The following is a 12,804-nucleotide window of genomic DNA, read 5'->3' as shown; positions in this document are numbered from 1 at the left end:
CTATCCGCAAGTTAGAACCGCTTATCTGCCAGTTGGGTGCGTCTATCCGCAAATAAAGCCGCTTATCCGCAAGTTGGAAGCACCCATCCACAAGTAAAAGCCGCTTATCCGCAAGTCAAGCCACTCCACCCGGCAGTTAGTTCAAACCCATTACCAAAAAGGGTCTATTTCTTTCTTCTAGCTTCAATTTTTTTCGTTATTTCTTCACCGAGTGCCTCTTTTTGTTGTTCAAATAGGTTCATAAGCCCTTCTTGGGCAGCACCTAGCAGCCCTTGAAGCTGTTCATAAGAAAAGGTCGATTCCTCACCTGTCCCCTGCAGTTCAACAAATTCGCCATTTCCCGTCATGACCACATTCATATCGACTTGGGCCTTAGAATCTTCGGCGTAGTTTAAATCAAGAACGGTTTGGTTATTTTGTAGAATGCCGACACTGGTTGCCGCTAAATAATCAGTAATCGGAAACTTGGAAAGAGACTTTTTCTCCGCCAAATTATTTAAGGCTATCGTCATGGCAACAAATGCACCTGTAATTGAGGCTGTTCGTGTTCCGCCATCCGCTTGGATAACATCACAATCTATCCAAACCGTTTTTTCGCCAATTGCACTCAGATCGACAATCGCTCGAAGGGCACGGCCAATTAAACGTTGAATTTCCATGGTTCGTCCGGAAACCTTCCCTTTTGACGATTCGCGAATGTTTCTCGTATCTGTGGCACGTGGCAGCATCGAATATTCGGCCGTAATCCAGCCTTTGCCTTCTCCTCTCATAAAGTGAGGAACCCTATCCTCAATACTCGCCGAACAAATCACCTTTGTATTCCCTACTGAAATAAGGACAGAACCTTCCGGATGCATTAAATAATTTGTTTCAATATGTATGGGCCTTAGTTGCAACGGCTCTCTTCCATCAACACGCACTTTTTACTTCCTCCTTCAGAGTAAGGCTAACCCTTACTATTTTTTAATTATAGCAAATAAAGAAGAGGCGGCCATCTTAGCCAACCTCTTTCATTGTCACTATATAGTATAACAAAAAACTTTTTTTAAAAACTACCTGTGTTGACTTTTTCTGGACGAGTAACCGGTTCAGATAATTTTTTCCCTTTATCATTTTTCAATTCTGCTTTCCCATTAACCTGTATTGCGACTTTTTCTACTCCTTGCTGCTCGGTTAAGGAAAGAACGAGCGCATCTAATAAAGACTGAGAAATTTCCTTTTCTTCAAAGCTTCCAAAAATATTCTCATTAAAGTTCAAGGTAACCTTTCCATCCTCATATTTAGGCGCCTCAAGCAGCTTTACATCAGACATAAACTGAGACACAAGGGATTGATCATTAGGTCCCTTGATCAATTCGTTAACGACTGCCGCATAATTATCCTTTTCGCTGTTGTTTACCCTCCTTGTTACCGGCACATAGTAGTAGGCGCCTTCTTCACCGCCAATATAATAAACGGTCATTGGTTTCGTATTGGTAATATCGACTACATCCTTGGTATCAAAATTGATGCCTGAGGCTCTTGAAAGATTTTCGCTAATAGGGGTTCCATTAACAGGCATTTCCGTAAGCGGATGACCATTCATTTTCAGCTTCACTGATTTCACATTATTGAATTGCGTCAGCGTCCAGGTAACCGATTGAAGAATTTTCATCTCATCCTTAGGCTCGTAATTCTTAAATTCTTTTGAAAAATTAACCGTTGCGACGCCTTCTTTAACGTCGACCGTAAGATCTGTATCCTCAGGCAGGACGGCTTTAAAATCATTTGGGAGCATCTCATCAACTGGGCCATTCGCCACTAGATATTCAAGCGCCTGTTTAGCAACCGAAGTGGTTTTTGGAAGCGCCAGTGTTTGCGGGACCACATAGCCGTTTTTATCAACCAGATAAAGTTCTGTCTTAACAGTATTTTCCGCCTGTGCCTTTTCTTTAGCCGTTGTTTCCTTACTTACATCTTTATCAACAACAGTCATACTTTTTGGCGGATCAATTTTCTTCTTTGTTTCTGCCCCAAACAATCCGCAGCCAGAAAGCAGCACTGTTGAACTAAGCACAGTCACACCTAGGATTTTTCCTTTATTTTTAGACATCATAATTCCCCCCTAAGACAGTTTGTACTATCATGTATACGAGCCCCACAGAAAATTAGACCGCCCCAAGGCAGAAAAATAGGACAAAATTTTAAAAAAGGGTGTCACCAAAAAGGTGTCAGGCACCGCCCGTGGACAAATGTCCACGAGTGGTGCCTGACACCTTAGTTTTGGCAAACAAAAAAAGCAAGGAAATTTATTTGCGAGTTTCCTTGCTATAGTTTAATCTTCTTCACATCATTAATCGGAATCCCCAGCCACTGTGAAGCAATTTTTGAAAAGATTCTCCGTGAACCTGTGGTGTAAAATTCATGCTCCGGCTCTTCTTCGCATGTGTCGAGGTGCCCGTTATACTGGAGGATTGCACTTATTTCTCGCGCAGTCTCATCACCGGAACTAATCACACTGACAGACTCACCCATGACTTTTTTTATAAGCGGTTCGAGTAATGGATAATGAGTGCAGCCCAAAATAAGCGTATCTAAATTTTGATTCAGCATCGGTTTTAAGGACTCATCCACAACTCTTTCCGCAACCGTTCCATCATATTCGTTACTCTCGACAAGAGGGACAAACTTGGGACAGGCCTGACTTTTTACAAAAAGCCGGCTATGCAGTGATTTCAAAGCCTTTTCGTAGGCCCCGCTTTTGACTGTTCCATCTGTGCCGATAATTCCAACCCGATAGTTTTTCGTTCGCTTGATCGCAGCACGTGCTCCTGGATTAATAACCCCAAGGACAGGGATGGGCAATTCCTTGCGGATCTCGTCAAGAGCGGCCGCCGTTGCCGTGTTACAGGCAATGACAAGCATTTTTATATTTTTTTCTAATAAAAAAGTGGTCAATTCCCAAGTAAATCGCTTTACTTCCTTCATCGTTCTTGGTCCATATGGGCAACGGGCGGTATCCCCCAAATAGATAATCTTCTCATTCGGCAGCTGCCTCATTATCTCTTTGGCAACCGTTAATCCACCAACACCGGAATCTATAACACCTATTGGTTGTTTCAATCATCTCGCCTCTTCTTTAACGCATTTCCTGATGCAGCTTCATTAAGTTGGTTTGAAGTAATTGAATTTCTTCCGTTGAAAAATTAGTCAACACTTCCTCCAGATATACCTGGCGCTTTTTAATCACTTCATCAATGATTCGCTCACCCTCTTCAAGCAAGTGAATTCTCACCACCCGACGATCATTCGGGTTTTTAACCCGCTCAACAAGTAAATTTTTCTCCATCCGGTCGACAAGATCCGTTGTCGTGCTGCATGCCAAATACATCTTATTGGAAAGCTCGCCGATGGTCATGTCACCATCTTCAAAAAGCCATTGCAATGCCACGAATTGTGGCGGAGTAATCTTATAATTATTGAGCATTTCTCTTCCCTTTTGCTTGATAATCCCAGATATATAGCGTAAATCTTTTTCGATATTAGCAAAAAAGTCCCCAGTTACTTTTTGTGGATTTTCGAGTTCCATCACATACACTCCTAATTAAAAGCTTCTCCTCAAGACTATATCTAAAGTAGGATTGGTTCAAGTTGAATGTCTTAAAGCTTGTATATATTTTCTACCTTTTCCGCAAAAATTTCAAGCCGGAAATTATCGAACCCGAATACTACTGAATTTTGTCCATTCAGCCCTCCCAATCTATTGTAGGAGTTGTCTGCCGAAAAGGAATTTCAAGGTGGGAAAATAAATGATGAGTATCTTAAAGTTGAACGGATAAGCTATTCAAGGTAGTGTAATATATGGTATTAGTTTATTTTTCAAAAATAAATCAAGGGTGAGTAGATAATGGAAATAACAATAAGCACTAAAGCATTAAAGTGGTTTAAAGATGAGGTTGAGCTAAAAAAAGGAGATAGTGTAAAATTTTATCCGCAAATTTATGGAAGCAGTCCCGTGCAAGAGAACTTTTCACTCAGTTTTACTGTCGATAATGAGCCAATTGATATGTCTGTTAAAACCGAAGCAGACGGATTATTCTTTTTTATTGAAGGAACAGATTTATGGTTTTTTAACGGGCATAATTTACATGTCGATTACGATGAAAAAAAGGACGAGTTGGATTTTAGTTATACTAAATCTTAGATATAGTAAACACAAAAACTCGTCAATAGTTCTGAAGTGCCCCCGAAAAGTTAGACAGATTATTTAATTAAGCAGCTATTAGGGTTTGAGTTCGGTATTGCACCGGACTCAAACCTTTTAATTTTGTTTTAATTCGTTTGTTATTGTAATAATCGATATATAATGCTAATTCTTGTTTAAATTGTTCAACACTTTCAAACTCTTGAGTATACAAAAATTCCGACTTTAAGATACCAAAAAAGTTCTCCATTACTGCATTATCGTAACAGTTTCCTTTACGTGACATACTTTGTGTGATCTTATGTTCTTTTAATAAATGTTTATACTGGGGCATTCTGTAGTGCCAACCTTGATCAGAGTGAATAAGAAGCTTGTCTTCATCTGTTAGTCTTTCAAATGCTTGATCCAGCATCGTTCTAACAAGAGAATATCTTGGTCTTGAGTCAATCGTGTAGGTGATAATTTCTCCGTTAAATAAATCTAACATTGGAGACAAATAGAGCTTTTCACCAAATAATTTAAACTCTGTTATATCGGTTACCCACTTCTCATTAGGGGTTTCTGCTTCAAAATTCCGATCCAAAATATTCGGTGCTGTCTTCCCAACTTCCCCTTTATACGAGCGATATTTTTTCATACGAACAATGCATTTTAAGCCTAATTCTTTCATTATTCGCTGCACTTTTTTATGATTTACTTTGTAACCTTGATTCTTTAGTTCAGACTTAATTCGTCGGTATCCATAACGCCCTTTATGTTCATGATAAATAGCCTGAATCAACGATTTTAATTCGGCATCTTTATCTGGACGACCCAATGTTTTTTCCCAATAGTAGTACGTACTACGTGGAATTTCGGCAAGTTTGAGTAACCCTTTAAATGGAAACACACCCCTTAGTTCAAAAACTACTTGAGCTTTGTCTTGCTTTGTAATTTTTCCTTGCTTTGAACTAAGGCATTCAACTTTTTTAAATAGGCAATCTCCATTCGTAAATCCTTTATTTCCTCTTGGAGAGCTTCCATTGATCCTTCTACAGCTGTTGTTTTTTTTATTTCCTTCTTCATATTTGGACGCCCCTTTTGTTTTGATTCAAGGGCGTCTATTCCTTGTGTTTCAAATTGTATTCTCCATTTTCGAATTAAGGCAGGAGAAGAAATTTTGAATATTGCCGCTGTTTCATTCGGAGACGTCCCGTGATTATTCATATAATTAAGTACGTCTAGTTTAAACTGTGCGGAGTAACTTGTATAGGATATTTTAAACGCTTCTTCACCATGATGTTCGTACTGCATTGTCCATGTTCTCACTATATTTTCAGACGTACCTATGGACACCCCAATCGAAGCATAAGTCCCTCTTCCTTCTAAATATTGTTGAACCGCAGCTAATTTATCCTCTAAAGTAAATTTGACCATAGAAAAACTGCACCCCTTATTGTCAGATTGAGTGTCTAACAATTGGGGTGCAGCTCATTCTGACGAGTTTTTGTTGTATTCAAAGGTAAATAATTATTAATAGAAACCTCATCCAAAATTGCTGCCATCACGTCGTTGGCAAAATCATCTCAATAATGGTCCCCTTCTGGTCACTCCAAAAATGAATACTTCCATTATGGTTTTCAATGATTTGTTTGGAAATCATGATTCCCAGGCCAGTTCCGCTTTCTTTCGTTGTAAAAAATGGCTCGCCAATCCGTTTCAAAATATGCTGCGGCATACCGCTTCCTGTGTCTTTTATTAGCATCTTTACCTTACTAATACTATGCTTTTTAACCTCAATCGTAATGAACCCGCCTTTTGGCATTGCTTCAATCGCGTTCTTTAAGAAATTAATTAACACTTGTTTCAGTTGATTTTTATCACATTTTACAATCAAATTTTTATATTCGTTCACAATGTCAATCTGAACATTATTCATACTCGCCTCGGTACCAATTAACGTTTTCACATCTTCGATTAGGGTTTTTAAATCCTCCTTTTCAAATTTGAAATCCTGTGGTTTAGCGAGGACTAATAACTCGCTTAGGATGAGTTCAATTCTATCCATTTCCGCTTGGATAATATCAAAGTATAACTTATTGTCTAATTGTGTCTCCATTAACTGCAGGAACCCTTTAATCACTGTTAATGGATTTCGTACCTCATGGGCAATTCCGGCCGCCAGTTGACCTGCAATATGTAATTTCTCTGCGTTAAGTAAGAGTTCTAGTGTCTTTTCTCTTGTTGTTATGTCTCTAAAAATAATATACCTTGCTGGCATATTTTGATAAATGGTCGGAATGCCTTTCACTTCCGCCGCAAAAATAGTACCATCCAACCGAATCAGTTTGTACTCATAAAAGTCTGTTGCTTCCCCGCTTGTAGCAATGTTCATTCTTTTTTGGGCAGCCTCATAAAAATCAGGATGGACGATATCTAAGATTTTCTTAAATAAAATATCCTCTTTCTTTGTTGCTCCTAATAATCTTACACCTGTTTCATTAATAAATAGAATTTCCTTTCCTCTGGCGATGATTACCGCATCAGGTGAGTATTCAACTAAATTCCGATAGGTTTCTTCCCGTTTTTTTGCCTCTTCTTCCATTCTTCTTACTTCTTCATGTCTTCTTTTTAAATGAGTAATATCTTTAACAACTGCAGAAACCCCCACGATTTGATTATTTACGCTGATGGGGATAAACATGACATCTAGATCGAGAATTCGACCCGTTTTGTTCGTCATTTTACAATCAAAATTTTGAAATTGACCTAATAAGGCTTTTTGAAAAAAATGAAAAGCTTTAGCTGATTTTTCATTAGGAAAGAGCATTTGGAGGTTCAGTTGTCTAGACTCCTCTGCAATATACTCCGATAAATCCTCGAAGGCTGGATTTACTTCAACCAAACAACCGTCTAAATCCAATACAAAAATAGCATCTTGGTTGCCAGTAAACAATGTGGGATTCCCGTATATGCTTTCATCTAAATACCTTTTAAGTAGGATCCTCTTTTCAATTTTCATTGCATCTGCAGGACTGTTCATCTCTCTCTATCAGTTCCTTTCCCTTAATAATAGATAAATAAATAGCCAAGATGAGGAATGAGCTCATCTTGGCTTATGTCTAGCTCAATAATTATTGTCCAGTTCACTTCCGCCGCTATGCTATTGTTGATAAGATAAGTACGATGACACTTTTATCTCGAGTAAAATTCCAATCCACAAAAATGTCATTAATCTTCGTTTGTAGAATGGCTTCAAAATTCCCGTTGTTATGTAATAACCGCTTCTCAAGATTTCGTTTCGCTAGCCTTAATGATTCAGAGTTCCCTAAACGGATTAATTCTTTTTCAATTGGAACAAGAATCCCATTTCGGATAACAACCAATGTTCTTCCATTTAATAGGTAGGAAAGGATTTCTTCAGGCTCCTTTTCTGCCTGAAAACTAATTGTATTAATTTCTTGGTGAAGGGATTCTTGTCCATGATAAATATACTGTTTATCATTTTTTTCTTCGCCTTTAGACGGTGTCGACCCTTGGCAAACAAATATCCCACTTTTATTATCTAATCCCCAGTCATAATAAAATTCATGAACTTCCATGCCGGTCAAAATCTTTATATATGCTTTAAACTCAGGGATTAATGTCTGCATTAACAAATCCCTCGTTGTTACAACAATTTCTTCCTGCTGCTGCCCTAATAACACACTTTCAGACGGCGAAATAAAATTTCGTAAATAAACAGTCATGATTGAATGATTATAGGAAACGTAGACTGATTCGGGACCTTTTCCAAAGTTGTCACGAAGAGTTCTCCCAATATAACCCGCCAGTTCTATTTGCACTTGTTTGTTTTCCAAGAAAAGCATCCTTTTTAAGATAAAAGCATTATTTCTTTTATCCTAATTTTATTTTAAATGTCCCTACCTAAATTATCAATCTATTTCCACCTTTTTATGCACGATTGGCTTCAAAACATGAACCATACGGCTTGAATCTGATTAGAGAAGAAGACCGACATCAATTGGACCTTCTACGAGACTACCTTTTCTATTTATTCCACTTTAACCTTTATATTATCAAAAGCGTTGTAACCATAACCCTTTCTGTTCCACAATGGTTCTAACGGTTGAACATTCCCTTCGGAATCAGTTGCTTTTGATGTTATGATGTATTCACCTTTTTTTAGTGCCTCCCATTTATACTTCCAAGGAGTCCATGCATATTTTTCGATTGTAGAAGTTAGTTGACACGTATCCCAAGTGTGACCACCATCTAGGCTAATTTCTACTTTTGTGATAGATCCTTTTCCTGTCCATGAAATCCCATTAATTTCATAAATCCCTGTATGCAGTAATTGCATATTTAATGGATATTGAATAGTTGAGTTAACATTGATAGTCGTGACTGGAAACTTTCCATTATCGTTTTCTTTGTTTGGATAATAAACATAATCAACAGCTTGATAGGGTCCTTTAAAGGCATGGTCGATCACAGTCATCTTTTTAATCCATTTTACTGAAGCCATTGCATACCAACTAGGAACAATTAATCTTAACGGAAAACCATGTTTGAATGGAATGGGATGATTATTATACTCATAAGCTATCATTGTATCTGGGTCAAGGGCTTTTTCAATGGATAAACTTCTTGAAAAATTAAAGAGTTGGTCAGAATCAGGTCTTTTTCCATAATCATACCCTTCAAAAACAATTTCCTTAGCCGTTTCAATTAATCCAGTGTACTGCAAAAGGGTCCTTAAAGAAACGCCTTTCCAAATTCCCTGACTGATTGCTCCTTTTCCCCATTGCTCTCCATATACTTTTGGTTTAAATAACTTACGCTTATCACCAGAACATTCCAAGACGACTTTTATCGTTTTTGATGGTAATGAGTAAATTTCCTGTAGAGAAAAGGTTTTAGGGGTAGGCACTAACCCTTCAATTGGGAGAAAATAAAAGGATGAAGCAAAGTTTGGATAAGAAAAATGATTTCTTCTATAAAATAATTTTCCACTGGCAATATCACCGTGTAAAAAATGTATAGGCGATTCTTGATTTTCAGGGACTAATGTCTTTGTAATTAGGTAGGGTTTCACTTCAGGTTGATGAGAATTATTCACTTAAATACCTCCATAAAAAATTGTGGAGCTATTCAATGCATATGTTATTATTGGGTTTAACATTCAAAATTCTAGTTCTATTTTTAAAAAGTTGTTGTGGGGACAAAACAGAGGGATCAGCACCTATTGAAATGCACTGATGGTTGAAAATTGCTTTTTACTTTTCCTATAAAACATGAACCGGCCTCCCAGGAGGGAAACCGGCCATACTTAAAGTTCTAGCTCTCCCATTCGAAGGAGCTCTACAACTGCTTGTGAACGCCCTTTTACACCAAGCTTTTGCATGGCATTTGAAATGTGATTGCGAACCGTTTTTTCGCTTATAAATAATTCACCAGCGATTTCTTTCGTTGTTTTATCTTGTACGAGTAACTCGAATACTTCTCTTTCTCGTTTGGTGAGTAACGGCTTGTGATTATAATCATTCTCCTTCAAGTATTGTAACCCTCCTTGCCTTCGCCAGTTATGAACACGGGTGGGTATATATTTAGTCAACATATCTTATGTGAATAATACAAATGTAGTGACTATATTTACTTGAAGGAGATTGATTTTATTAAAATTTTGGCTGTGTAAAACTTACCTATTGATTAGAGCTCCAGTTTCTTCGTTTTCCGCTCCAATCAACACAGATACAAAATCAACACTGCCTATTCCCATAGGTAAAATTCTTAAGCTTTTCTTTTTCTGAATAGAAGGATACTTGCTCCAATCAATAGTAAAAGTCCTCCACCCAATAGATAGTTATACATAATTGTTGCTGTGGAAGGAAGATTGTTTCCTGAATGGCTCCCATTATTATCTCCTGGCTTGTTTCCAGAGTTATTTCCAGGGTTTTCATTATGATTGTCACCTGGTTTATCACCCGGTTTTCCGCCATTGTCATCTCCTGGATTGTCTCCCGGCTTCTCGCCATTGTCATCTCCTGGATTGTCTCCCGGATTACCGCCAGTATCATCTCCTGGATTGTCCCCTGGTTTTCCGCCATTATCATCTCCCGGATTGTCTCCCGGATTACCGCCAGTATCATCCTTATCGCCAAGTGTTAAAACAATAGTACTGAGTGCTGGAACCATCATTTTATCACCATTTATGACTTCAAGAGCATTCGTCCCAGCTTTAACTCCGTTGACGATTACCTTCCATTTACCGTTTTCAGGCAAGGTTATTCCAACGGGAGTTCGATTAGCATTGTAAGCAACCGCAATTTTTTCAGCAGAATCGCCATTAGCATTTTTATCCATATAGTAAGCAACAGCATTTGCTGGAGCATCGATGAATTTAAGATGTTCCTTGATATCTGCTGCCGTTGTCATCCGGAATGCTGAGTGAGTTTTGCGAACCTGCACTAATCCCTTAAAGTATTCCACTTCCGCATCAAATTGGCTTCTCCGGGTCCAATCTAATTGATTGACCGTATCTGGAGCATTGTAGCTGTTTTCATTCCCGCCTTTTGTTCTCATAAATTCTTGTCCGGCGTGGATAAAAGAAATGCCTTGTGAAGTCAAAACAATCGATGATGCTAGTTTGTGCATTTGTTTTAACACATCATCACTGTCATCTGGATTTGTCTTCTTCAATTTATCCCATAATGTTAAATTATCATGTGCTTCAACATATGTGATCGTTTTATTCGGTTCATCAGCGAATGTTTTGATGGTGTCGCTATAGTCGATTCCGCCGACAATACCTTTTTTAATCCGCTCCTCCATCCCTGTTTTTCCATTAACAAAGCCTTTATCCTGTTCATCGAATACACTGCCCTTTAAGCCGTCACGAATGTCATCGTTAAAATGAGCGATTCCATCCATTTTTGTGGCATTCTTTTGGTTTGCCTTTAGTGCAGGGTCAAGCGGCGTATTAAGATCCCATCCCTCTCCAAGAACAATGATGGATGGATCAATTTTGTTTAACTCTTCACGAACTTGTTTCATCGTTTCAATATCGTGGATTCCCATTAGATCGAAACGGAAGCCATCAATATGATATTCTTTCGCCCAATACTTGACAGAATCAACAATGAATTTGCGCATCATTTTATGCTCAGATGCAGTATCATTTCCAACACCCGTACCATTCGCTAGTGATCCATCTTCGTTATAGCGGAAGTAATAGCCTGGCACAAGCTTTTGGAAATTGGACTCGGTTGCATTAAACATATGATTATACACAACGTCCATAATTACCCGAAGGTCATTGTTGTGCAACGCTTGGACCATTGTCTTCATTTCATTGATTCGAACTGTTGGTGCATATGGATCTGTTGAATAAGATCCATCAGGAGCATTATAGTTCTTCGGATCATATCCCCAGTTAAACTGCGGCGAATCCAGCTTTGTCTCATCGACCGTATTATAATCATACATTGGTAAAATCTGAACATGCGTAACACCTAAGTCTTTCATATGACTTAACCCGGTATTGACATCTTTAGGCCCTTTTGTACCCGTTTGTGCAACACCAAGGAATTTACCCTTATACTGATTACTTACACCACTGTCTGGCGAAATGGTTAGATCACGGATATGAGTTTCATAAATGATCGCATCCTCTGGATTTTTCAAGGCTGGCTTCGAATTCGTCCAATTTTGCGGATTGGTCTCTGTTAAATCTACGACTGCACCTTTATCCCCGTTAACGGAAACTGCATGTGCATATGGATCGACCGCCTCATTCCAGGAATCGCCAACTTTCACTTTATACGTATAAAGTAAACCTTTTTGGTCATCTGTTAGTTCAGCCGTCCAGGTTCCTTTTTCGGATCGTTTCATCGGAATTTCTGTACCTGTTGCTGAATCCCATTTTTCGTAGACTACTAGTTTTGCGTCGCTGGCAGTTGGGGCCCATAAACGGAAGCTCGTTTTTTCTTTAGAATAGCTATTACCGAGGTCATTACTCTCATAATAAAATTGTTCTTCAAAGGACTTGCTTCCAATGACTTTGCCCATTTGGACGGTTGCTTCACCAAATCCGTCTTTGCTAATTTTATATACCTTGGTTAAATCCAAGTCTTCCTTTGTCGTGATCTTTACTTTGTTCGTTAAGCCGTTTGTTACTGTTCCAATTGGCTCAATTTTAGCAATCTCGGCCCCTGTTAAGGTGATACCGGCATTTTCGGAATCACTAAGTGCAAATGGAAAGTTCGTTTCAAAGGTGATTTGGTTTAGTTCATCAATCGCCGCTTTCACAATCTTGGGATTGCGGTCAACTTTTGCCGGGTTATCAAAAATACGAGCTTGTCCCTGCGCAAGCCATACCTCTGCCTTCCCATCCTTAGTGAATTTGGTAATAAATCGATTTTCATCGATATCCTTGGCGGACCAATCTTTTTTACGCACAAGGAAACCGACTTTCGTTGCTCCATTTAAATTAGTTAATTTAATTGTTCCTTTTTTTCCATACGATGTATCAGTGGATAATGGCAAGGCCTGACCTTCTGACTTATCCGTCCAAACCCAGATATCCCAATCATCATAGTTCAAATCGTAACGATAATAGTTAAACGTAACCTCCAAATCAT

General features: G+C 38.5%; 11 protein-coding genes and 1 pseudogene. 1 reads left to right on the top strand and 11 read right to left on the bottom strand.

Annotated features, from left to right (window positions below; genetic code table 11):
* Nucleotides 1-164 precede the first annotated feature (164 nt).
* The 4 genes from rph to BSO02S_RS05570 form a co-directional block, all read right to left on the bottom strand.
* Nucleotides 165-920, bottom strand: a complete 756-nt coding sequence (gene rph, locus BSO02S_RS05585; protein ID WP_066063707.1) for a ribonuclease PH — start codon at nucleotides 918-920, stop codon at nucleotides 165-167.
* Nucleotides 921-1,045: 125 nt separating this feature from the next.
* Nucleotides 1,046-2,092 carry a GerMN domain-containing protein gene (locus BSO02S_RS05580; RefSeq protein WP_066063705.1) on the bottom strand — a complete coding sequence of 349 codons (1,047 nt, stop codon included), beginning with the start codon at nucleotides 2,090-2,092 and terminating at the stop codon, nucleotides 1,046-1,048.
* Nucleotides 2,093-2,307: 215 nt separating this feature from the next.
* Nucleotides 2,308-3,102 (bottom strand): glutamate racemase, encoded by a 795-nt coding sequence (racE, locus tag BSO02S_RS05575; protein WP_066063703.1) that lies wholly within the window; start codon nucleotides 3,100-3,102, stop codon nucleotides 2,308-2,310.
* A 16-nt stretch (nucleotides 3,103-3,118) separates the two neighbouring features.
* Nucleotides 3,119-3,568 carry a MarR family winged helix-turn-helix transcriptional regulator gene (locus tag BSO02S_RS05570; RefSeq protein WP_066063701.1) on the bottom strand — a complete coding sequence of 150 codons (450 nt, stop codon included), beginning with the start codon at nucleotides 3,566-3,568 and terminating at the stop codon, nucleotides 3,119-3,121.
* 318 nt (nucleotides 3,569-3,886) lie between these two features.
* On the opposite strand from BSO02S_RS05570, the gene BSO02S_RS05565 reads away from it, so the two are divergent.
* Entirely contained in the window at nucleotides 3,887-4,183 is a 297-nt protein-coding gene (locus tag BSO02S_RS05565; RefSeq protein ID WP_066063696.1) for a HesB/YadR/YfhF family protein, read from the top strand.
* Nucleotides 4,184-4,250: 67 nt separating this feature from the next.
* Here BSO02S_RS05565 and BSO02S_RS26160 read toward each other — a convergent pair.
* From BSO02S_RS26160 to pulA, 7 genes and pseudogenes are all read right to left on the bottom strand, one after another.
* A protein-coding gene (locus tag BSO02S_RS26160; protein WP_096190839.1) for an IS3 family transposase occupies nucleotides 4,251-5,599 on the bottom strand; the annotation gives its coding sequence in 2 pieces (ribosomal slippage) (nucleotides 4,251-5,155 and nucleotides 5,155-5,599; 1,350 coding nt in all).
* Nucleotides 5,600-5,726: 127 nt separating this feature from the next.
* Nucleotides 5,727-7,205, bottom strand: a complete 1,479-nt coding sequence (locus BSO02S_RS05550; protein WP_066063685.1) for a PAS domain-containing sensor histidine kinase — start codon at nucleotides 7,203-7,205, stop codon at nucleotides 5,727-5,729.
* 115 nt (nucleotides 7,206-7,320) lie between these two features.
* Nucleotides 7,321-8,022 (bottom strand): Na-translocating system protein MpsC family protein, encoded by a 702-nt coding sequence (locus BSO02S_RS05545; protein WP_425320376.1) that lies wholly within the window; start codon nucleotides 8,020-8,022, stop codon nucleotides 7,321-7,323.
* Nucleotides 8,023-8,216: 194 nt separating this feature from the next.
* Nucleotides 8,217-9,284: a sulfite oxidase gene (locus BSO02S_RS05540; protein WP_066063681.1), complete on the bottom strand. Its 1,068-nt coding sequence runs from the start codon at nucleotides 9,282-9,284 to the stop codon at nucleotides 8,217-8,219.
* A gap of 210 nt (nucleotides 9,285-9,494) precedes the next feature.
* The gene (gene gerE, locus BSO02S_RS05535; protein WP_007087335.1) at nucleotides 9,495-9,719 is read right to left on the bottom strand and encodes a spore germination transcription factor GerE; all 225 of its coding nucleotides are present in this window, start codon (nucleotides 9,717-9,719) and stop codon (nucleotides 9,495-9,497) included.
* A 236-nt stretch (nucleotides 9,720-9,955) separates the two neighbouring features.
* A complete protein-coding gene (locus tag BSO02S_RS28230; RefSeq protein WP_439951373.1) occupies nucleotides 9,956-10,360 on the bottom strand; it encodes an LPxTATN C-terminal sorting signal domain in 405 nt (134 codons plus the stop codon).
* A gap of 3 nt (nucleotides 10,361-10,363) precedes the next feature.
* A pseudogene (gene pulA, locus BSO02S_RS27855) lies at nucleotides 10,364-12,796 on the bottom strand (type I pullulanase); the annotation flags it as partial.
* Nucleotides 12,797-12,804 lie beyond the last annotated feature (8 nt).

The organism is Neobacillus soli NBRC 102451, assembly GCF_001591665.1.
Lineage (GTDB): Bacteria > Bacillota > Bacilli > Bacillales > Cytobacillaceae > Neobacillus > Neobacillus soli.
Note: the sequence above shows the minus strand (reverse complement) of the source record. Positions and strands in the feature narration are given on the sequence as shown.